Origin of the sequence: Spirillospora sp. NPDC049652, assembly GCF_040675125.1 — a bacterium.
Classification (GTDB): domain Bacteria; phylum Actinomycetota; class Actinomycetes; order Streptosporangiales; family Streptosporangiaceae; genus Spirillospora.
In genome coordinates, this window is record NZ_JBFAOF010000036.1 from 1 (window position 1) to 21,158 (window position 21,158).

Genomic DNA, 21,158 nt, shown 5'->3' on the forward strand with positions numbered 1-21,158 from the left:
GGGTCGTTCGACCCGGCGAGCCCCCCGGCGGGCGCGCCGCACGCGGCGACCCCGCCGCTCTCCACGGGAACGTTCCCGTCGGCCGCGCCCGGCTACTCGGCCCGCTGCCTGGTCGGCGAGCTCTGCCAGACGCAGGTCGTCACCGGCGGCGAGATGAAGATCGGCAGCTTCGTCCAGAAGCTGCCGTCCGGCGCGATCCGCGTCACCGGCGGGATCAACGACCTGACCGACATCTCCAACATCCCGATGAACAAGCCGGTCACCGGTTCCCAGCTGGAGGCCAAGGAGCTGGAGGTCCCCGGCGGCCTCATCGGCCAGCTGCCGCTGGTCGGCCCGATCCTCGGCAAGTCGCCCGCCGCGGTGCTGGCGGTCAACAAGCTGACCGTCACGCAGTCGCTCGCGGGCCCGGTCACCGCCTACTTCACCGCCACCGGCGGGCTCGGGGCGCGGCTGTCGCTGAACCTCAAGCTGAACAACCCGCTGCTCGGCTCGTCCTGCGTGATCGGCCCGGTCAAGGCCTCCCTGGAGCCGGAGATGACCGCGGGCGGCCTCGCCTCCGACCCCGCGCTCGGCTGGAACGCCGGCCCGGTGTCGATCAAGGCCCCGGTCGCGGTGCCGTCCGCCAAGGGCTGCGGTCCGCTCGGCATCCTGAACGGCGTCGTCAACCAGCTCATGGGCCTGCCGTCGGACGCGTCGAAGAACATGATGTCCCTCACCGGCGTCTTCTCCCTCGCGGCCGGCACCAACCCGGACAACCAGCCCGGCCTGCGCAAGTCGTCCACGCTGTCCCCGGCGCTGCAGAAGCTGCTGGTCAAGAAGTCCAAGAAGCAGGCGCTGCAGAAGGCCCCCAAGAAGGTCACGCTCCACCTGAAGGCCCGCCACTGACCGAGCGTCTCTGAAGAGGCGTCTCTGACGTTTCGGGCGCGGTCCGCTCCACCGGTCCGCCGCCGTCCGCCCCGCGGACGACGGCGGACCGTCGCGTTTCTCCAGGCGGCGGAGGCGAGGGGCCGGGCCGCGCGCGGAGGTCAGGCGGTGGGGGCGAGCTGGGCGTGCAGGGTGATCGCGAAGGCGGGGCCCGGGTTGGTCAGCTCGTGGGTGTGGGTGCCGCCGTGGACGCGGACCCGGTTGGCGCGCAGCGGGCGCTCGGCCACGCCCTCCTCGGCGATGGAGACCTCGACCAGCTCACCCGCGATCATGATGCTGACCTCGGTGCCGACGTGGTCGTGGACGCCGGTGCGGTGCGCGGGCGGCCAGGTCGTCAGCCACAGCCGGACGCCGTCCACCTCGTCCAGCGGCACCCGGACGGGCGCGGCTGGGTCGAAGCCGACCAGGTGCCACCAGTGCGCGGGCAGGGCCGCGAGGTCGCGGATGCGGGCGGCGAGCTGCCCCACGGTGGGCGGGTTCTTCAGCAGGTCACGGCCGTGCGGGTCGTCCTGACCGCGCATCATGAGGTCGGGAGCCAGATCGAGGTCCACGGGAGAAGTCCTTCGGCTGCGCCCCGTTCACCGGACGGTTCGGGGCGGGCGGGCTGTCGGGTCGGTGGTCGGTGATCAGCGACAACAACAACACGAAGGACACAGCGCGCAGGCCGCGCGGCCGATGGCCACGGGGCACCGCAGGGAGGCGCGCGCTGACATGCCCACAAGAACACACTCCGTGACCGGCGGTTGTCAAGCCGAACGGCGAAGGGCACCGTGAAGTCCTGTTTCTCCTGGTGTTCACCCGTTGATCACGTCCGGTCCCGTCCTTCGCTTCCGGACGTCGAGACCATGCGGTTCGGCATGACCGCAAGACGATCGGAGTCGGCGATGGAGCTGGACAGGCGGAACCTGCTGCGCGGCGGGCTGGTGGCGGGCGGCGGCGCGGCGCTCGGCCTGCTGGCGGGCGGGACGGCGGACGCGGCGGGACGCGCCGCGCCCGCGCTGCTGCGCCCGGACCGCGCCCGCGTCACGCACGGTGTCCAGGCCGGGGACGTGACCGCGCGCGAGGCCGTGGTGTGGACGCGGTCGGACCGTCCGGCGCGGATGCTGGTCGAGGTGTCCCGGCGGCCGGACTTCCGCGGCGCGGAGCGGTTCCGCGGCCCGGTGCTCACCCCCGACACCGACCTGACCGGCAAGACCTTCCTGCGCGGCCTTCCGGCGGGCGAGGAGCTGCACTACCGGGTCGTGCTCGCCGACCTGGACCGGCACGGCGTGACGTCCGCGCCCGCCGTCGGACGGCTCCGCACCGCGCCCCGCCGCCGCTCCGACGTCTCGTTCGTGTGGTCGGGCGACCTGGCCGGGCAGGGCTGGGGCATCAACCCCGAGCTGGGCGGCTACCGGATCTTCGACGCGATGGCGGCGGTCGACCCGGACTTCTTCCTGTGCAGCGGCGACCTGGTCTACTCCGACGGCCCGCTGACGCCGACCGTCGCGCTGCCCGACGGACGCACCTGGCGCAACCTGGTCACGCCGGAGAAGACCAAGGTCGCCGAGACGCTCGCCGAGTACCGCGGCCAGTTCCGCTACAACCTGGAGGACTCGGCCTTCCGCGCCTTCAACGCGCGCGTCCCGATGCTCTACCAGTGGGACGACCACGAGGTGCTGAACAACTGGTACCCGGGCGAGGTCATCGACCGTCCGGGGTACACCGAGAAGCGCGCGGACGTCCTGGCCGCGCGGGCCCGCCGCGCGATGTTCGAGTACACGCCGACGACCGTCCGCGCGCAGGTCGGCGGACGGGTCTTCCGCAAGGTCTCCTACGGGCCGCTGCTGGACGTGTTCATGCTCGACATGCGCACGTACAAGAACCCGAACACGCCCGGCACCGAGACGTCCGGCCCCGGCCTGCTCGGCCCGGAGCAGGTGGCGTGGCTGAAGCGCGAGCTGCGGGCCTCCCGGGCCACGTGGAAGGTCATCGCCAACGACCTGCCGCTCGGGCTGATCGTCCCGGACGGCACCGAGGGCAAGCCGAACATGGAGGGCGTCGCGCAGGGCGACAACGGCAGGCCGCTGGGCCGCGAACGCGAGTTCGCCGAGGTGCTGAGCCACGCGAAGAAGCACCGCGTCCGGAACATGGTGTGGCTGACCGCCGACGTCCACTACACGGCGGCGCACTACTACGACCCGGCCAAGGCGGCGTTCTCCGACTTCGACCCGTTCTGGGAGTTCGTGTCCGGCCCGCTGAACGCCGGCGCCTTCGGCCCGAACGCGCTCGACTCCACGTTCGGCGCGACCTTGAAGTTCCAGCAGGCGCCGCCGCACGCGAACACGTCCCCGGCCGAGGGCTTCCAGTTCTTCGGCCAGGTCACCATCGACGCGGCCACGGAAACGCTGACCGTCACCTTGCGCGACCTGAACGGCAAGGCCCTGTTCACCAAGCCCCTGACGCCCGTCCGCTAGGTCCGGGCCAGCCCCCGACCGCGCGGGTCGGGGGCCGGCTCGCCGTTCAAGCAGGGCCGATGGGCGCGCCAGGGTTGCGGAAGTAAGGGCGGAGAACGTCGGCCAAGTCCCCGGGACGGTCGTCTCACGATCCTGCGGCATTGAGCCGGGTGGCGAACGCGCCCTTGAGCGCGGTGATCGCTTCATAGGGGTGGTCGATCTCGGCGAGCGGCGCCCCGTCCAGAAACCACCACCAGCGGTCACCGTCGTCCGTACGGGACACGCAGGTGATCAGGCCCTCGGCGAGGACGTCCGCAGGCTCATCAAGCGGATCGGCTTGGGCAGCGCAGACCATGACGCGAAGCCCGTCGCCGCACCATTCAGTAAGGAAGCCGTGGACGTGGACCTGCGGCCTGAGCCCTGCCAACGCGCGCCGGGCCTGGTTCTCGAAGGCGGTCACCACGGCTTCCTCCCGACCCGAACGCGAGGAGGACGGGCCGGCAGTTCATCGGATGGGACCGGCCAACCGGCCTCGGCGACAAGCGGGCCCAAGGCGTCATGCACGGCGGCGAGTACCTGCGGCAACTGGAAGCGGGTCCCGAGAAAGCGGCCGGACGAGTCGCAGAACCAGGCGACCTCGTCGTCCCCGCAGAGCAGCGGTTCGACGTGCACTGACAGGCCGGTCCGGTCCAAGGCGGGGTGGGTCACCCGGACCAGTGGAGGGAACAGCTCGTACCGAGTGATGATCGTCCACCCGGCCGCGGTGAGCAGCTCGGCGAGTTCGTTCAGGTAGCGCTCGCGGGAGGGAGTCCGAGTCAACCGCACAGCAGGCTCACCACGTCCCAGGCCACGACCGCGCCGACGAGAACCGCGGCAGCCCCGACCAGCGCCAACGCCCGAGCCCGCTGCCGACCGGTCCGCCGATCGACGTACCGCGCATCCCAGACGCCGGCCGTTGCCGCCGGTCGGGCAGCCGCAGGCACGGACGCCGACACCACCCGGGCCGACACCGCGACGAGCGGCGGAGGCGGGGGTTCCTCCTGGATCGGGTGGACGGTCATGGGCGGCCGACGCGGCGGCCAGGGTGGCGCGAGCATCTGCCGGATGCGATCAGCGAGTTCCCGGGCCGTCCGGGCTTCGACCAGGCGGTCACCCAGGAGCGCCCACCACGTCCCGGTGAACTCGCCGTGCCATGTCGGCACCCCAGGGAACTGACGATGCAGAGCAGCCAGCAGAAGATCCGGGTCGATCTCCACCACAAGGCTCATGACGCACCCACCCGGCGAGACCGCGGCCTCAGCTCGCATGCCAGCGGCGCACCCGGCGTCGGGCTCGACGTCCTACTGGGATACCGGACCGACCTGGCGGAGAATTCCCTGCTCAGGAGATCCAGTTCTGGGCCTTGGTGATCAATCAGCCCAGAAACGTCCGGATTGCCCTTAGAATCTGCCACGGGTCGGACCTCCATTGTCCGATCAAGGCCCCGGAACTCCCCGCTGTTGGCGCAGCGGGCCGGGGCCGCTCCTTGGTGATAGGGCACGTTGGACGCAGGATGTGATGCCCAGCGACCAGGCATCACCCCAACCGATGCGCTCAGCGTTGGCCGCTCCGACGTCGGGTGTTGTGTGATGGCCTCCGCGAAGAAATCTCGCATCGAGTTCGCGCCCGCACTCCCAGTGAATCCGTGGCGCCCCGCATATGTCAGCGTGATAATGGAGGACGGGAGCAGACGCGTAAGGCGTCTGCGAATGTCTCCGGCCGAGGTGAATCGCAACATGCCAGCCGAGAACAAAGTCATCGGCGCGCGTCTGCGTACCGAACGAAAAGCCCAGGGGCTCGTCGTCGCCGACCTCGCCGCGCGTTTCCGCGAAGTCGCGCCACCCCACGTACGCGCCCAACTTCCGACCAGCCGGGGCATCGAGCGCGCCATCCGCGACCACGAGGCGGGGAAGCGCGCCGTAGGTCCTCGATATCGCCTGCTGTACGCGGCCGCGCTCAACATGTCCGAGGACGCCCTCTTCGCGCCCAGATCGAACGGCGTACCCCCGACGAGTCGCGACATCGAACTGATGGAGCTCGCCAACCGCGCGGACGCCTCGGACGTCGGCGCGGGAACGCTGGAACTGCTGGACATCGCCATCGAGCGACTGTGCTGCGACTACCCCACCGTCGCCGCCGATGAGTTGTGTGTCCGGGGACGCGCTCACTTGGACCACGTCCTGAGCCTGCTCGACAGCCGAACGACCCTTGCTCAGCACCGCGAACTGTTGGTCGACGCGGGCTGGCTCTCAGTGCTCCTGGCATGCGTGTACTTCGACGCCGGCGACAAGGCCGCCGCCGAGGTCGCCCGTCACACGGCTCGCCGCCTCGGCGAGCAGGCCGGACACGGGGAGATCGTCGCCTGGTCGTGGGAGATCGCGGCCTGGTTCGCGCTCGTGGATCGCCGTTTTCCCGACGTGGTGGCCTACAGCGAGGCCGGACTCCGCCACGCGGGCGTCACCAACGCCGCCGTCCAGCTCACCCTGCAAGCCGGGCGAGGCTATGCCCGCATGGGAGACCGCCGAGGAGCCGATGCCCTGAAGGTCGGACGAAGCGTTCTGAACCAGCTCTCAAGGCCGGACCGCCCCGAGAACCATTTCGTGTTCGACCACGACAAGTACGAGTTCTACGCGTCCACGATCTTCACGATGGCCGGACAGGACGACGCGGCCGAGGAGCACGCGCGCGAAGTCATCGCACAGTGTCGTCCGTCCGCCGACGTTGAGCGGTGGCCCATGCGCCTTGCGATGGTCAACCTCGATCTCGGGATCATCGCCGCACGACGCGGCCAGCTCGACTCGGCGCTCGAACACACCCGCGCGGCGCTCGCCCCCGTCCGCCGATCCGGTGATCTGCTGCCCCGAACAGCGGAGCTGACGGGAATCCTGAAACACCGCTTCCCCCATGAACCGCAGGTGGACGAGTTGGAGGAGCAAGTCCGGCAGGAACTCGTGGGCACGGGCGGCCCTCCGGAGCTGCCCTGAAGCCACTGTCTAGCCGTTCACCACTCACCGACGAGCGGCTGCAGGACACCGCTCTCGTTGCACCACGGGAGGGCTGTTGCCGCAGACGGTAACGATCACAGGAACCAGATCGACCGACCACCGGCCACTGGACGAGTACCGACGACTCTTCAAGGAGTATCTCGGACCGTTCGCCGGCCCCCACGTCCAGTACTACATCGGGGGTGCACCCGGAATCGACTCGCTGTCCCTGTCATGGCTGGCCAGCGAGACCGACGCCGCCATCACCTTGGTCGTCCCGGCGAGAGTGACCGACCAGCCCGCAGACGCTCGCCTCGCCATCACCACCGTTCGCGAGGCAGGACGGCTCAGCGACATGGTCGAGTTGCGCGGCGAAGCTCGAACTTCGGGATACCACGCCCGCAACCGATACATGGTCGACCGGAGTGACCTGGTGATCGGCTTCCCACGTTCAGGGATGCCGGGAGGCGGCACCCACTACACGCTCGACTACGCGACCTCGCGGAACAAGCCGCGCCTGGTAGTGCCGGTGTAGCGCGCTTCCCGGCCAGCTTCGGCGGTCCCGCCAGCAGGCTACTTCGATGTCGCGTTCCTGACCCATGGGAGGTAGCTGGACGAGCCGCCGCCGAGCACTGGGTACGTCACCTCGTCCCAGGAATGCTGCTCGATGAGGTGCTTTTCCAGCTCGGCGTACCGGTCCCTCGTCGTACGGAGGCTGACACGGGCGGGAAGGTATTGCAGGCATATCGCAACTACGGGAGGGCGGCAGATGGGCCGCATGGAAGAGATCTTGAACGCGGGTGGGCACAAGGACGCCACCTTTCACCTTGCCGGAACGAAGGTGATCGTCCTTACGGACGAGCGCGGTCGAACATGGCTGTGCCGCCGCGAGGACGGCATAGGCGAGTCGGCCACCCCAATGGAGCGTGCCGAAGCCCTGGAGGAATTCGCCGCAGCACTGGCCGACGTTCTCCAGACGGGTGACATCACGCCCCGCCATCACGTGACGGACGCGTGCGGACGGCACCGGGAGTCGCCGTAGGACACAACTCGCCAACACCTGACTCGCGCACCGCCACTCCAAGCGCCACCGTCACACCTCAGCGGTGCGTGAACGCATCCGCGTATTCCAGACTGGGTCACTGGAGCACAAGGCCATCAGCGCCTCGGAGGAGCCTTGAGTCCGCTGCCTGAACGGATGACTGATCACTGGTGGTGGCGTCCGGGAGTGTGCCCCGACCGTCGGCTGCGGGTGTGGCACATCCTCCTCAAGGATCAGCCGGACGCTCGCGCCCTGGTCACCCAGTGCCAGCGTCGGCCCGAGAACCTCGACGGGCTCGACCTCGTGCCTGAAGCGTGGCTGCACATGACTACCCAGATCGTGGGTTTCGCCGACGAGATCCCTGAAGCCGAGACGACCGCAATGATCTCTGCAGTCGAGGTCGGTCTGAAGGATGTCGCTCCGATCAGCGCGACGCTTGGGCGGCTGTGGTTCCACAGCGAGGCGGTGATGCTCGGCGTCCGGCCAGGCCGGGCCCTCGACCCCGTGCGACGAGCGATACGTGCTGCGGTCGCCGGGACGGTCACCCACCATCAGCTCGCCGACGAGCCGGATTGGACGCCGCACGTCTCGGTCGCCTACAGCAACTCGTCCAGCCCGGCGGCACCCGTCCTCGACGCGCTGGCCGAGCCACCTCCGGAGTGCCGGTTCACGGTGCGCTCAGTACACCTGGTCAGTCAGGAGCGGGCCGACCACTTGTATCGATGGACCACGCTCGCCGAAACGCTGCTCGGTACCTAACGTCCAAGGCCCTATGGACCGACGCGTTGGTCCTCGGTGTCGAGCCAGATGTGCTGGCCTTCGGGCGTGACGGTCAGGCCCCAGCGGTCGGCGGCGGGCCGGCCCAGGCCGTCCCACCAGTGATAGGCGGCCTCCACCTCTTCCCACAGGTTGCGGTCCCCCGATTGGCGGATGGGGAACTTCTCGGCACCCGCCGGGTGCTCCAGGCTGGCCCACGAGCCCGACCACGGATCGACCAGCCACACCGTGTACGCGTCATCATCCCCGTGCGTGACGATCAGCTTGCAGTGCGGCACCTTCAGTCCGACCGCCAGCGACGCGTCGTACTCGCCGAGAACGGGATAGGGATGCGTCTCGGTGAACGACCGGCGGGCGTCCTCGACATCGTGCACGTGACGCTCCAGCGAGGCGCGTCTGCCTCGCTGGTCACGAAGCCGCATGAACGACACATTTCCGACGATCTGGCCGCGCATCGTGCCGTCTGGTGAAACGACGAACGACACCAGCGCGCCGTTGTGGAAGTCGGTGGCCCACGGCACCAGGACGCGTCCGCCCGGCCGCGTCTGCTCTGCCCAGGCGAAGGGCACCTGATCGACCGCCACAGTGGCGATCACCCGATCGAACGGCGCGAGCTGGGGCAGGCCCAGCGCGCCGTCCCCGGTCATGACCGTGACCTCGTAACCCGCCTCCTCCAAGACCCGGCGGGCACCATCGGCCACCACGGGATCGACCTCGACCGAGGCCACCTTGTCCGAGCCGAGCCGTTCGGCCAGGAGCGCGGCGTTCCATCCCGTCCCGGTGCCGATCTCCAGCACCGACATCCCCGGCCGGACGTCCAGCGCGGACAGCATGCGCGCCACCACGTCCGGACGGCTGGCCGAACTGGTGATCTCCCGTCCGATCCGCCCGGCCTCGGCCGGAACACCGTCGTCCACCTGAGTGATCACCGATTCGTTGGCGTAGCAGAGCTCCAGCCAAGCGGCCTCGTCGTCGGCGCGATCGACCGGCACCAAGAGGTCACCGTCCTCGACCCACACCGTGTCGGGGATGAACCTGTGCCGCGCCACCGTCTCGAACGACCCGCGCCACTCCGCCGTCAGGGCCCCGCTCTCAGCCAGCTCCGCGACCAGCCGAGCCGACAACTCCGCAGGTCCAGCCACCTATTTGCCCTTCTCGTGCCGACCGCCGCCTTTGGGGTCGCCTTTCTCCGGCGGCGGAATCGGCTTGTCCCACTGTCCGTCCTTCTCCTTCTTGTCCTCGTGCTTGCCCACCCAGGCCCCTCTCTCCGACAACCCGCGCAGTACTCGCCCCTCGTCCCGCTTCGCACTCGTCGCGAAGGACGCATCCGATTCTCCCGACGGAACCGCCCGCAGGGCATGACCTCTCCGCCAGTTCCCCCGGCTTCCGGTCTCCAGGGATGTGGCGATGCCGCTGCCTTCGCCGTGCGGGCGACACGTCCATGAGGTGGCGGTCCCCTCGGGGTGCTGACGTGGCCCTTAGCGTGGACGTGGTCCGATGTCGATGTCTTGGGGAGGCCGCGTGCGCTGGACGGTCAAGTCCGAGGAGCAGTTGTACCGAGACCGCTGGCTGGACATCCGCCTCGCGGAAGTGGACGCCGGGGGCCGGATGCTGGACCACCGCCTGATCCGGACACCCCCGGGTGCGGGAGTGGTCGTCCTCGATGAGCAGCGACACGTCCTGCTGTTGTGGCGGCATCGCTTCATCACCGACACCTGGGGCTGGGAGATCCCGATCGGTCAGATCGAGGACGGCGAGTCCGCCGCGGCCGCCGCTGCCCGGGAGTGCGAGGAGGAGACGGGATGGCGGCCGTCCGGCCTCCTACGGCCGCTCCTGGTCGTCCACCCGACACCGGGCATCAGCGACAGCGCCCATCACGTCTTCCAGGCCGACGCCGCGACGTACACCGGCCCACCCACCGACGGCTGGGAGTCGGAGCGCATCGAGTGGCTGCCGCTGGCCGACGTCCCCGGCCTTATCGAGCAGCGCGAAATCACCAGCGGCACCACGGCCACCGCACTTCTGTACGCCCTCAGCACGACCCGATGATCCTCACGGCCTCCGTCCTGGCGACGCTCCAACACGTACGCCCTGATTCTTTCTCTAGACCGAATATGCCGGTTTTGGACACCTCTCATATTCGGCGACTCGCCACACTTGCCCGATAGGCGGTCCCGGCGGCTTCGCGCCACAAAGAGTGGACGTGGCGGTGACGCATTGTGCGTGGGCCTTGCTCGATCTCCAAACCGATGAGACGCTTTCGGCACCCGTCATCTACGGTAAGGACATTTCGCTATGCCTCGACCGTGGGAGGCCGATCCGGCGGCCGGGTTCAGGCGCAGGCTGGGCAAGTCCGCACTTGAGCTGGGCGACACCAATGCGGACCCGACTTGTCCCGACATTTGGGAGCTGGACAATGGTGACGTCGCGGTGATCGGCCGGGACCTCACCGAACAGTACTCCGGTCGGCTGCCTGAAGGGGTTTCGGTCGGGAAAAACGAGCGGCTCGTGATCCTTCCCCGGAACATGGTGATCGCCGCCAAACCCGACATCCCCGATGCTTGATCTTGTGCGCGGTCTCCCTGCCCTGGAATTGGACGCCAAGGGGTATCTCAGCGATTTCTGGGAGTATCACGAACGCACCGATGGCGCATTCTGGAAACTGGAGCGGCGGCAGAGCTTTCGCGAGCCCGATGAGCCCAGCTGGGTCGCGATGAGCACCGGCGACTGGGACCGCGCACTCGCGCTGATCGAGGAGCAGCGGGCGAACGCGACCGTGAGCGGGCGCGAGAGCCACCGGCTTCGAATCGTGGAACAGCCGATCAGCCCCTACCTCCAATGGGAACTGCACGTCCTCCAGGGACGGGCCGAAGCGGGGGTCCAGGACGTCCGGGTGCTGGACGCCGGCGAAGTCAGCCACCTGGAGCCCGACCATCCCCTCCCCGAACTGGTGTTCCTCGGCATGACGGTGATGTACGAGGTCCTCTACGACCGCGAGGGCATGCACTCGGGCGGACGCCGTCACGACGACCCGGACCTGATCCGCGCCTGCCATCGGCAACTCGTCGCACTCCACGGCGCGGCCGAGCGGCTGCCGACCTACTTCGCCCGGGAGATCGCGCCACTGCCGGCTCCCGCCGGGCAAGCCTGAGACGGAGGAAGCAACCGGTGGTCAGGCGCGTTTTCGCAGGCCGCGCCACTCACCGGGCCTTCGTGACTACGCTGTTGCTCATGGTGATCGCTCTCGCCGCGGGCCTGGTCGCCTTCTCCCCCATCGCCTTGCGCGCCTGGGCGCCGCGCCTCGGCGACTGGGAACGGCTCAGCTGGATCGGCCAGACCTACGGTGCCGCGTCCGCGCTGCTGGCGGTTCTGGCCCTGATCGGCATCAGCGTCTCGCTCGTCCTCCAGGCCCGGGAGACCAAGGCCACCCGGGAGCAGGCGGTGCGGGCCGTCCACACCGACCTGCTGCGCATGGCGATGGAGGACGAGGTCTACCGGCGCGCCTGGGGCCCGTACTTCGCCGCGGGCGATTCCGAACGGCAACGCCAGCACATGTACATCAACCTGATCGTCTCCAACTGGCAGATGCGCTGGGGACTGCGGGACCTCAGCGAACAGCATCTACGGGCCACCGCCCATGTCCTCCTTTCGGGAGAGCCCGGGCAGCGGTTCTGGGCCGAGGGACGCGAGCTGCGGCTCCGCGCGGTCAACGGACGCCGTGAACGGCGGTTCCACCAGATCCTGGACGAGGAGTACCAGCACGCCCGCCGCGATCCAGCTCGTCCTCATGCTCCGCTCCCCGCCGAGAAGACGAAGGCGAGGAGGCCATGGCTGCTGATCGGCGGCACGCTCGCGGCGGCAACGGTCCTGGTCCCGGTGTTGCGTCGGCTCGTCGGTCACAGAAACGACAGATAGGGCCCCTTAGCCCCGCGCCCGGTGGTGGGCGGTGGGTCGTTGTCAGGAGACCGCCGCGTGGAGGGTGGTGGCGAGGTCCTTTGGAGCGGACAGCATGGGCCAGTGGCCGGTCGGGAGGTCGTAGCGGCGCCACGGGGGCTGGGACAGGTGGGCCAGCATCGGGATTCCGGCGTCCAGGAGGGCTGTGAACTCGCGGCAGGCGATCAGCACCCGGTCGACGCCTTCGGCGGGCTCGACCGGGTCGGGGACCGGCTGGGTGTAGGTGCCGAACGGGTGCGGGGTGCCCCGAGTACGCAGGACGTCCCTCTCATCCTCAGTAAGACTGTTCGACCTGCTCAGCATCGTTTCGACGGGCAGCTTCCAGCCCTCGCCGGACGCGGCGACCTGCTGTTGGAGTTCGTCCGCCGCCTCCGGCGGCATGAGGTCGAGCATGCGCATTCCGGTGAAGAACGGAGCGCTGTCCACGTACACCACCCGCTCCAGCCGGTCACCGAGGCGGGCGGCCGCAGCGGTCACCGGGGCGGCCGCGTAGCTGTGGGCGACCAGCGTCACGTCCCGCAGATCCTCGTTCTCGACGAAGCCGGTGATGTCTGAGATGTGGGTGTCCAGGTTCGTGTCCGGCTTGCCCTGGTCGGCTCGTTCGGCGACGCCGGTCAGGGTCAGCGGCAGTGCGGTGTGGCCCTGCTCTTCCAGAGCGCGGACGGTGTCTTCCCAGGCCCAGGCGCCGAGGCAGGCACCGGGGACGAGTACGAAGGTGGCCATGTGGTCTCCCGAAGGTGAGGTCTTACGGGGAGCGTAGGCTCGATACAGGACAGATCCCGCCCTGAAATGCCGAGTGATTCATGACACATCCCCTCACCCGTGTGCTGACCCTGCTGGAGCTGCTCCAGGCGAACTTCCAACTCCCCGGCACGGAGCTGGCGCGACGCCTCGACACCGACGTCCGGACGGTGCGCCGGTACATCGCCCACCTGCGCGATCTCGGCATCCCCGTGGAGGCGGAGCGCGGACGGCACGGCGGCTACCGGCTGGCTCGCGGCTACCGGATGCCTCCGCTGGTCCTCACCAACGACGAGGCCCTCGCCGTCGTCCTCGGCCTGCTCGCCGCCGAGCGTCTGGGCATGGGGACGGCCGCGCCCGCCGGCACCGGCGCCCTCACCAAGATCGAGCGGGTGCTTCCGCACGCGCTGCGCGACCCGCTCGCGGCCATGCGCGACACCCTCTCCTTCACCGCCAACGCCGTGGTCGGGCAGGCGCCCGAGACCAGCGTCCTGCTCACCCTCGCCCAGGCGTCCCGCGCCCGCAGGACGGTCGGCATCAGCCACGAGTCCGGACGCCGCGAACAAACCGAACGCGACATCGACCCCTACGGCGTGGTCTTCCACACCGGACGCTGGTACGTCGTCGGCCACGACCATCTGCGCGACGACCTGCGCACCTTCCGCGTCGACCGGATCACGTCCCCGACACTCCGGGACAGCCGCTTCACCGTGCCGGACGACTTCGACCCCGTCGCCCACCTGACCTCGACCCTGGCTCAGGGCTCATACCGGTGGCAGGTGGAGGTGATGATCCAAGGTCCTCTCGACGCGATCGCCCGGCGGCTGTCCAGCGCGGCCGTGACCCTCACCGCGCAACCCGCCGGCGTTCTGATGCGCGTGCAGGCGGAACGGCTGGACGGCATGGCGCACATGCTCGCGTCCCTGGAGTGGCCCTTCACCATCCACCACCCCGACGAACTGCGCGGAGCCCTCACCGATCTCGCCGATCGGCTCGCCGCGACCGCTCAGCGCGTCCCGGACGAACCTCTGTGATGACGACCGGACCTTGTCCGGCCGCACCCCTTTCCGTCATGATTCCGGGCATCATCGGGGGAAGGGGCCTGACATGCGGGGTTTCAGGGCGGCGGGGACAGTCCTGGCTGCGGCTCTACTCGCAGCGGGGTGCGGAGGTTCGGGGAGCAAGGATCCGGTCGCCGCGACGACGCCTCCGAAGGTGCATTCGACGGCTCGTCCCACATGCCTGACGGGCGACGCGAACGGCTCCGCCGTCTGGGCCGGGGACAGCCAGGTGCTGCTGCTCGGCTCCGGAACCAAGGGCGTCGTCCTCGCGCCGCAGATCGACGGCAACGCCTGTAGCTGGACGGACGAGATGCACCGCCTCGCCAAGGCGGGGTACCACGTCGCGGCCGTCAGCTACGAGGACGACCGGTCGAAGTCGATTCCGGCGGCGGTGCAAACGTTGCGCGCTCAGGGGGCCACCAAGGTCGTCCTGATGGGCGCGTCCGCCGGGGGCGGGCTCGTCGTCGACCAGGCGGGCGGGATCAGCCCCGCGCCCGCGGGTGTGATCGCGGTCAGCCCGGTCGAGGTGTGGCCGCAGCAGCCAGGACCGGAGAAGTTCCAGGGCCCGATGCTGCTGCTGGAGTCGAAATCGGACAACGACGCGCCGATGAGCACCGTGAAAGCGCTGGTCGGACGGCATCCCGGCGGGGCGGACAGCCTGTTCTTCGACGGGAACGACCACGGCTACTCCCTCGTGATGCTCCAGGACAAGGCGCGTCCCGCCATCGACGCGTTCCTCAGGAAGACCTTGGGCTGACGGTGCGGCTCTACCTCTCCTCCTTCCGTACGGGTGACCGTCCGGATCTCCTGCTCGAACTGTGCGGGCCAGAACATCGGAAGATCGCCGTCATCGCCGACGCCCTGGACGCGGAGCCCGAGGAAACACGTCGGGAAGGCGTCCGCCGAGAGATCGCGGCGCTGTCAGAACTCGGGTTCACCGCCGCCGAGATCGACCTGCGCGAGTTCGCCGACCGTCCCGCGGACCTCGCGGACGAACTGGACCGCTTCCCCGCCGTCTGGGTGCGTGGCGGGAACGTGTTCGCGCTGCGGTACGCCATGGCCCGCAGCGGAGCCGACGCCCTGCTGACGAAGCTGATCCGCGACGACGCCCTCGTCTACGCCGGATACAGCGCCGGGGCGTGCGTGCTCGCGCCCAGCCTGCGCGGACTGGACGCGTGCGACGATCCGCACGCCGCCCCCGAGACGATCTGGGACGGCCTGGGCGTTCTCGACCACGCGTTCGTCCCGCATGTCGACTCCCCGGGCCATCCCGAGTGCGAGGCGCTCACGCGCGTCGCGGCCGGCTACCGCGCGAACGGCGTCCCGCACCGGACGCTGAGGGACGGCCAAGTGCTCGTCGTGGACGGCGGCAGGGCGGCGACCGTCTCCTGAGACGAGTCAGGCCGTGTGAGTCAGATCACGAGAAGGGGTGGTAGGCGGGGACCGCGCGACATACGTTCGTGGAGTCGCACGGCCCTGAGGGAGTGACGCCGCATGCCACGAATCCGTGTCGAGGTCGACGGGGCGACGTACGAGGACGACGTCGAACCGCGAGTCCTGCTGGTCCACCATCTGCGCGAACGACTGGGGAAGGTCGGCACCCCGGTCGGCTGTGACACCACCAACTGCGGCGCGTGCACCGTCCTGCTGGACGGTCTGAGCGTCAAGAGCTGCTCGGTGCTGGCCGTCCAGGCGGACGGCCGCTCGGTCACCACCGTCGAGGGGCTGAGCCCCGACGGGTCCGGCGGCCATCCGCTGCAGCGGGCCTTCCACCGCGAGCACGCGCTCCAGTGCGGGTACTGTACGCCGGGCATGATCATGGCGTCGCTCGACCTGCTGCGCGACAACCCCGACCCGTCCGAGGAGGAGGTCCGGGAGGGCCTGGAGGGCAACCTGTGCCGGTGCACGGGCTACCAGAACATCGTGCGGGCCGTGCGCAGCGCCGCGGCCGAGGCGCGTACAGGCGAGGTGGCGCCGTGACCGAGATCGGGCACGCGAGACTCCGCTCCGAGGACGCGCGCCTGGTCACCGGCCGGACGCGCTGGACCGACAACCTGACCCCCGCCGGAACGCTGCACGTCGTCTACCTTCGCAGCCCGCACGCGCACGCCCGGATCGACCGGATCGACGTCGAGGCGGCCAGGGGCAGGCCGAACGTCGTGGCCGTCCTGACCGGCGCGGATCTCGCCGAGGAGCAGGGCGCGCTGCCCTGCGCGTGGCAGGTCACCGAGGACATGAAGCTGCCCGCGCACCCGCCGATGGCCGTGGACGAGGTCCGCTACGCGGGCGAGCCCGTCGCCTGCGTGGTGGCCCGCGACCGGTACTCGGCGGCCGACGCGCTGGAGGACATCGACGTCGACTACACGCCCCTGCCCGTCGTGACGGACATGGAGCGGGCCGTCCAGGACGGCGCGGACCTCGTCCACTCCGACCTCGGCACGAACGCGTCCTACACGTGGGTGTTCGAGCAGGGCGACCTGGACGCGGCCCTGCGCGACGCGCCCGTGCTGCTGGAGCGCCGGTTCGTCCAGCAGCGGCTCATCCCGACGGCCATGGAACCGCGCTCGGTGCTCTGCGAGCCGGACGGCTCGGGCCCGAACATGGACTTCACGCTCTACTCGGCCACCCAGATCCCGCACATCCTCCGGCTGATGCTGGCGGTGGTCACCGAGATCCCCGAGCACCGCATCCGGGTCGTCGCGCCGGACGTCGGCGGCGGGTTCGGCTCGAAGCTGCAGGTGTACGGCGAGGAGGTGCTCGCGCTGCTGCTCGCGCGGCGGCTCGGCCGGCCTGTGAAATGGACCGAGTCGCGCAGCGAGGGCAACATGGCCGTCCACCACGGCCGCGACCAGATCCAGAAGGTGACGCTCGCCGCGGGCCGCGACGGGGTCATCCGGGGCCTCAAGGTCGAGCTGCTGGCGGACATGGGCGCGTACCTGATGCTGGTCACGCCCGGCATCCCGCTGCTCGGCGCGTTCATGTTCAACGGCATCTACAAGATGGACGCCTACTCCTTCACCTGCACGGGCGTGTTCACGAACAAGACGCCGACCGACGCCTACCGGGGCGCGGGACGGCCCGAGGCGACGTTCGCGATCGAGCGGCTGATGGACGAGCTGGCCGCCGAACTCGGCCTCGACCCCGTCGAGGTGCGCCGCCGCAACTGGATCACCCACGACGAGTTCCCGTACGACACGATCGCCGGACTGACCTACGACACGGGCAACTACGAGGCCGCCACGGACAAGGCGCTCGCGCTGTTCGAGTACGACAAGCTGCGCGCCGAGCAGAAGGACCGGCGCGAGCGGCGCGACCCCGTGCAGCTCGGCATCGGCGTCTCGACGTACACCGAGATGTGCGGGCTCGCGCCGTCCCGGGTGCTCGGCTCGCTGTCGTACGGCGCGGGCGGCTGGGAGCACGCGTCGGTGCGGGTCCTGCCGTCCGGGAAGGTCGAGGTCGTGACCGGGTCGTCCGCGCACGGGCAGGGCCACGAGACCGCCTGGGCGCAGATCGCCGCCGACCGGCTCGGGGTGCCGTTCGAGGACGTGCGGGTGCTGCACGGCGACACCGCCGTCTCCCCCAAGGGCATGGACACCTACGGGTCGCGGTCGCTGGCGGTCGGCGGCGTCGCGCTCTACCGCGCCTGCGACAAGGTCGTGGAGAAGGCGAAGACGATCGCGGCGCACCTGCTGGAGGCGTCCGAGGACGACCTGGAGTTCGGCGGCGGCCGGTTCAGCGTCCGGGGCGTCGAGGCGGCGGGCGTGACGATCCAGGAGGTCACGCAGGCCGCGTTCGCCGCGCACGACCTGCCGGACGGCGTCGAGCCGTCCCTGGACTCCGACGTCACCCACGACCCGGACAACTTCTCCTTCCCGCACGGCACCCACCTGTGCGCCGCCGAGATCGACACCGAGACCGGCTTCACCAGGATCCGCAAGTACGTGGCGGTGGACGACGTCGGCAACGTCGTCAACCCGCTGATCGTCGAGGGGCAGGTGCACGGCGGGCTCGCCCAGGGCATCGCGCAGGCCCTCTACGAGGAGGCCGTGTACGACGCGGACGGCAACCTCACGACGACCACGATGGCCGACTACCTGGTGCCGTCCGCGGCCGACCTGCCGTCCTTCACCACCGACCGCACCGAGACCCCGGCGGCGGGCAACCCGCTCGGCGTGAAGGGCGTGGGCGAGGCGGGCACGATCGCCTCCACCCCGGCCGTGGTGAACGCGGTCGTGGACGCGCTGCGCCCGTTCGGCGTCCGCGACGTCGCGATGCCCTGCACACCCGAACGCGTCTGGACGGCGCTGCGCGAGGGAGGCGCTCCGTGATCCCCCCGACCTTCGACTACCTGCGTCCGGAGTCGCCGGACGAGGCCGCCCGGATGCTCGCGGACGCCGGCGAGGACGCCAAGGTCCTCGCCGGCGGGCAGTCGCTCATGCCGCTGCTGCGGCTCCGCCTCGCCTACCCCGACGTCCTGGTGGACCTCGACCGGATCGCGGAGCTGCGCGAGATCCGCGACGACGGCGACGCCATCGTGATCGGCGCGACCGCCACGCACCACCAGGTCGTCCGCGACCCGCTCGTCCGCGAGCACGCGCCGCTGGTCGCCGCCGCGACCGCGACGGTCGCCGACCCGGCCGTCGGGCACCGCGGCACGTTCGGCGGCTCCCTCGCGCACGCCGACCCCGCCGGTGACCTGCCCGCCGTGGCGCTCGCGCTCGACGCGGTGCTGCTCGCGCGCTCGGCGTCCGGCGGCGACCGGGAGATCCCGGCGCGGGAGTTCTTCGCGGACTGGATGACCACGGCCCTCGAACCGGACGAGCTGCTGACCGGCGTCCGCGTCCCGAAGGCCGCCGGGCCGGGATGGGGCTTCCGCTACGAGAAGTTCCACCGGACGGCGCAGGCGTGGGCGATCGTCGGCGTCGCGTGCGCCGTCCGGCGCGTCCAGGGCGCGGTGGAGGACGTCCGGATCGGGCTCACCAACATGGGTCCGGTGCCGGTCCGCGCGTCCGCGGTCGAGGACCGGCTCGCCGGGAGCACGCTGTCGGACGGCGCGCTGCGGGAGGCGTCCGAACACGCCGCCGAAGGCACCGAACCCCCGTCCGACCTGCACGGATCCGCCGAGTACCGGAGCCATCTGGCCCGCGTGCTGACGCGCCGGGCGCTCACCGCGGCGACCGCGCGCTGACGGGGCCCGGGACGCGCGGCCGGGCCTCCCCGCCCGCCCGGCCGCGCGTCCCCCGCCTGGCGGGGACCGCCCGGCGGAACGTAGGGTCACGTCAACCCCGGACGAGAGAAGGACCCGAAACCATGGAGCTCGACCACGAATTCACCGTCCCCGTCCCGGTGGAGCAAGCCTGGTCGGTGCTGCTCGACGTGGAGCGCGTCGCGCTGTGCATGCCGGGCGCGACCCTCGACTCGGCGGCGGACGAGGAGTACCAGGGGCGGCTCCGGGTGCGGGTCGGCGCGATGACGATCACCTACCGCGGCGTCGCCCGGATCGTCGTGGCGGACGAGGGCTCGCGGTCCCTCACGATCGACGCGCGCGCCAAGGAGGCGCGCGGATCGGGCACCGCCAACGCCACCGTCCAGGCCCGGCTGCACGACGAGGACGGCACGACGCGCGTCACCGTCCGCACCAAGCTGAACGTGACGGGCCGCCCGGCGCAGTTCGGCCGCAACATCCTGTCCGAGGTCGGCGGACGGCTCATCGGCCGCTTCGCCAAGGCCCTCGCCGAGGAGCTGGAGGGCTCCGACGCCACGGCCCCCGCCGAGCGGACCGCCGAAGGCCGGACGGAGGCGGCGCGTCCGGGCGCCGCCGACCAGTCCGGGCCGTCCGCCTCCGGCGGCGACGCGCGCGACGAGAAGCCGCCGGTCCCGACCGTCCCCCGCCCGCGCCCCGCGAGCCCCCTCGAACAACTCCCCCCAGAACCCGCCCCCGCCGCCCCCACGCAGAACCAGCACACGCCGGACGACGCGGACCGGAAGCCGGGCGACCAGGACGCGACGGCGGCCCAAGACGCGGCGGAAGACCACAACGCGGCAGCAGATCGGAACGCCGGAGACCAGAACGCGACGGCGGACCAGGACGCGACGAGAGACCAAGGCGCGACAGGAGACCGGGACGCGGAAGCGAACCAGGGCGCAACAGGAGACCAAGGCGCGGCGGGAGACCAGGGCGCGGAAGCGGACCAGGGTACGGCGCCCGCGCCGGTGACGCGGATCCATCCGCGTCGCGAGGACGACGCGATCGACCTCCTGGAGATCGCCGGTCCGTCGCTCGCCAAGCGGGCCGTCCCGGCCGCCGGGGGCGTGGCGTTGCTCCTGGCGATCTTCTACGTCCTCCGCCGTCGCCGCCGCTGACCAACGGAAGCCGCTCCCGCCGCCCACCGCCGCCCACACGGACCAGCGGGGCCCAGCGCGATCGGAATGCCAAGGGCAGGTCAATGATCGCCCGCGTGCCGGTGGTGACGTTGGCGGTGCGCGGGCGGGTTCCGGTCGGCTTGGCGTGTGCACATCCTCACCGAAGGACCGCCGGGCGGCCCGGCGCTCCCCCGCGACTCGTGGTGGTACCGCGAGCGGCGGGCGATCCTCTCGCGCGAGCTGCGCCGGCTCGGTCCCCCCGGACGGGCCGCGCACCTCGGCTGCGAGGACGGCGCGGACGCCCTCCACCTGCACCGGCACGGCTGGCAGACCACCGCGCTCGTCCCCGATCCGAGCGCCGTCGCCGACGTCGCGGCCGTCCGCGCGCTGGGCGTGACGGCGCTGGCGGGCGATCCGTGCTACCTGCCGCTGCCGACCGCCGCGTTCGACCTCGCGGTCGCGTTCGACCTGCTCGCACGCGTCGAGGACGACCACCGGGCCGCCGCCGAGATCGCACGCGTCCTGCGTCCCGGCGGGACGGCCCTGATCGCGGTCCCGCAGGACATGCGGCTGTGGTCGGCGCATGATCTGGCCTGCGGGAACGTCCGCCGCTACTCGCGGGACGCGTTCTGCGCGCTGCTCGCCGGGGCGGGCCTGGCCATCGACCGGCTGTGGAACTGGAACGTGCTGCTCCGGCCGCTCGCCCGGCTGCGCCGCCACCAGGTCACGGGCTGGGAGACCCGGCCGCGCCGCCCGGCCGCCGACCGGCTCCTCGGCTGGGTCGTCCAGGCCGAGGATCTGCTGCCGGTGCAGTCGCTGTCCGGCACGACGCTCATCG

The 21,158-nt window shown here is 70.7% G+C and carries 24 protein-coding genes; 18 read left to right on the forward strand and 6 right to left on the reverse strand.

The genetic code is table 11. From position 1 onward, the window contains the following. A partial coding sequence (locus tag AB0J52_RS04885) for a hypothetical protein (protein WP_500180228.1) occupies positions 1-885 on the forward strand: 885 nt, incomplete at its 5' end. 140 nt (positions 886-1,025) lie between these two features. Here the strand turns inward: AB0J52_RS04885 and AB0J52_RS04890 are convergent. Further along, positions 1,026-1,475: a cupin domain-containing protein gene (locus AB0J52_RS04890; RefSeq protein ID WP_500180229.1), complete on the reverse strand. Its 450-nt coding sequence runs from the start codon at positions 1,473-1,475 to the stop codon at positions 1,026-1,028. 306 nt (positions 1,476-1,781) lie between these two features. Between AB0J52_RS04890 and AB0J52_RS04895 the strand changes: the two genes are divergently transcribed. Then, the gene (locus tag AB0J52_RS04895) at positions 1,782-3,380 is read left to right on the forward strand and encodes an alkaline phosphatase D family protein (protein ID WP_500180230.1); all 1,599 of its coding nucleotides are present in this window, start codon (positions 1,782-1,784) and stop codon (positions 3,378-3,380) included. 124 nt (positions 3,381-3,504) lie between these two features. On the opposite strand, the gene AB0J52_RS04900 is transcribed toward AB0J52_RS04895, so the two are convergent. From AB0J52_RS04900 to AB0J52_RS04910, 3 genes are read right to left on the reverse strand one after another with little or no spacing between them, the layout of a single operon-like run. Next, a complete protein-coding gene (locus tag AB0J52_RS04900; RefSeq protein ID WP_500180231.1) occupies positions 3,505-3,819 on the reverse strand; it encodes a hypothetical protein in 315 nt (104 codons plus the stop codon). Beyond that, entirely contained in the window at positions 3,816-4,178 is a 363-nt protein-coding gene (locus tag AB0J52_RS04905) for a hypothetical protein (protein WP_500180232.1), read from the reverse strand. Before AB0J52_RS04905 ends, AB0J52_RS04900 begins: the two co-directional genes overlap by 4 nt. Next, entirely contained in the window at positions 4,175-4,618 is a 444-nt protein-coding gene (locus AB0J52_RS04910; protein WP_500180233.1) for a hypothetical protein, read from the reverse strand. Before AB0J52_RS04910 ends, AB0J52_RS04905 begins: the two co-directional genes overlap by 4 nt. 489 nt (positions 4,619-5,107) lie before the next feature. Between AB0J52_RS04910 and AB0J52_RS04915 the strand changes: the two genes are divergently transcribed. The 4 genes from AB0J52_RS04915 (at position 5,108) to AB0J52_RS04930 (ending at position 8,183) form a co-directional block, all read left to right on the forward strand. After that, on the forward strand, positions 5,108-6,382 hold the full coding sequence (locus AB0J52_RS04915) for a helix-turn-helix domain-containing protein (RefSeq protein WP_500180234.1): 1,275 nt from the start codon (positions 5,108-5,110) through the stop codon (positions 6,380-6,382). Positions 6,383-6,458: 76 nt separating this feature from the next. After that, a complete protein-coding gene (locus AB0J52_RS04920; protein ID WP_500180235.1) occupies positions 6,459-6,917 on the forward strand; it encodes a hypothetical protein in 459 nt (152 codons plus the stop codon). Positions 6,918-7,160: 243 nt separating this feature from the next. Then, positions 7,161-7,424 (forward strand): hypothetical protein, encoded by a 264-nt coding sequence (locus AB0J52_RS04925; protein ID WP_500180236.1) that lies wholly within the window; start codon positions 7,161-7,163, stop codon positions 7,422-7,424. Positions 7,425-7,634: 210 nt separating this feature from the next. Beyond that, complete coding sequence (locus AB0J52_RS04930) at positions 7,635-8,183, forward strand: 2'-5' RNA ligase family protein (protein WP_500180237.1); 549 nt, start codon at positions 7,635-7,637, stop codon at positions 8,181-8,183. An 11-nt stretch (positions 8,184-8,194) separates the two neighbouring features. On the opposite strand, the gene AB0J52_RS04935 is transcribed toward AB0J52_RS04930, so the two are convergent. Beyond that, positions 8,195-9,343: a methyltransferase domain-containing protein gene (locus AB0J52_RS04935; protein WP_500180238.1), complete on the reverse strand. Its 1,149-nt coding sequence runs from the start codon at positions 9,341-9,343 to the stop codon at positions 8,195-8,197. 379 nt (positions 9,344-9,722) lie between these two features. Between AB0J52_RS04935 and AB0J52_RS04940 the strand changes: the two genes are divergently transcribed. From AB0J52_RS04940 to AB0J52_RS04955, 4 genes are all read left to right on the forward strand, one after another. Beyond that, positions 9,723-10,250 (forward strand): NUDIX domain-containing protein, encoded by a 528-nt coding sequence (locus AB0J52_RS04940; RefSeq protein WP_500180239.1) that lies wholly within the window; start codon positions 9,723-9,725, stop codon positions 10,248-10,250. Between the two features lie 246 nt (positions 10,251-10,496). Then, the gene (locus AB0J52_RS04945) at positions 10,497-10,766 is read left to right on the forward strand and encodes a hypothetical protein (RefSeq protein WP_500180240.1); all 270 of its coding nucleotides are present in this window, start codon (positions 10,497-10,499) and stop codon (positions 10,764-10,766) included. Further along, entirely contained in the window at positions 10,759-11,352 is a 594-nt protein-coding gene (locus tag AB0J52_RS04950) for a DUF6879 family protein (protein ID WP_500180241.1), read from the forward strand. The genes AB0J52_RS04945 and AB0J52_RS04950 overlap by 8 nt, the downstream gene beginning before the upstream one ends. Before the next feature lie 80 nt (positions 11,353-11,432). Then, the gene (locus AB0J52_RS04955; RefSeq protein WP_500180242.1) at positions 11,433-12,116 is read left to right on the forward strand and encodes a DUF6082 family protein; all 684 of its coding nucleotides are present in this window, start codon (positions 11,433-11,435) and stop codon (positions 12,114-12,116) included. 42 nt (positions 12,117-12,158) lie between these two features. Here the strand turns inward: AB0J52_RS04955 and AB0J52_RS04960 are convergent, their stop codons facing one another. After that, positions 12,159-12,878 carry an alpha/beta fold hydrolase gene (locus AB0J52_RS04960; RefSeq protein WP_500180243.1) on the reverse strand — a complete coding sequence of 240 codons (720 nt, stop codon included), beginning with the start codon at positions 12,876-12,878 and terminating at the stop codon, positions 12,159-12,161. Positions 12,879-12,958: 80 nt separating this feature from the next. Here AB0J52_RS04960 and AB0J52_RS04965 point away from each other — a divergent pair, with 80 nt between their 5' ends. The 8 genes from AB0J52_RS04965 to AB0J52_RS05000 form a co-directional block, all read left to right on the forward strand. Further along, positions 12,959-13,930 (forward strand): helix-turn-helix transcriptional regulator, encoded by a 972-nt coding sequence (locus AB0J52_RS04965; protein WP_500180244.1) that lies wholly within the window; start codon positions 12,959-12,961, stop codon positions 13,928-13,930. 181 nt (positions 13,931-14,111) lie between these two features. Next, entirely contained in the window at positions 14,112-14,714 is a 603-nt protein-coding gene (locus AB0J52_RS04970; protein WP_500180245.1) for an alpha/beta hydrolase, read from the forward strand. 2 nt (positions 14,715-14,716) lie between these two features. Then, positions 14,717-15,349 (forward strand): Type 1 glutamine amidotransferase-like domain-containing protein, encoded by a 633-nt coding sequence (locus AB0J52_RS04975; protein WP_500180246.1) that lies wholly within the window; start codon positions 14,717-14,719, stop codon positions 15,347-15,349. Between the two features lie 102 nt (positions 15,350-15,451). Beyond that, positions 15,452-15,937: a (2Fe-2S)-binding protein gene (locus AB0J52_RS04980; protein WP_500180247.1), complete on the forward strand. Its 486-nt coding sequence runs from the start codon at positions 15,452-15,454 to the stop codon at positions 15,935-15,937. Next, positions 15,934-18,285, forward strand: a complete 2,352-nt coding sequence (locus tag AB0J52_RS04985) for a xanthine dehydrogenase family protein molybdopterin-binding subunit (RefSeq protein WP_500180248.1) — start codon at positions 15,934-15,936, stop codon at positions 18,283-18,285. The genes AB0J52_RS04980 and AB0J52_RS04985 overlap by 4 nt, the downstream gene beginning before the upstream one ends. Beyond that, positions 18,282-19,145, forward strand: a complete 864-nt coding sequence (locus AB0J52_RS04990) for an FAD binding domain-containing protein (RefSeq protein ID WP_500180249.1) — start codon at positions 18,282-18,284, stop codon at positions 19,143-19,145. Before AB0J52_RS04985 ends, AB0J52_RS04990 begins: the two co-directional genes overlap by 4 nt. A gap of 122 nt (positions 19,146-19,267) precedes the next feature. Beyond that, on the forward strand, positions 19,268-20,320 hold the full coding sequence (locus AB0J52_RS04995; protein ID WP_500180250.1) for an SRPBCC family protein: 1,053 nt from the start codon (positions 19,268-19,270) through the stop codon (positions 20,318-20,320). 147 nt (positions 20,321-20,467) lie between these two features. Further along, the coding region (locus AB0J52_RS05000) for a class I SAM-dependent methyltransferase (RefSeq protein WP_500180251.1) at positions 20,468-21,158 on the forward strand (691 nt) is incomplete at its 3' end.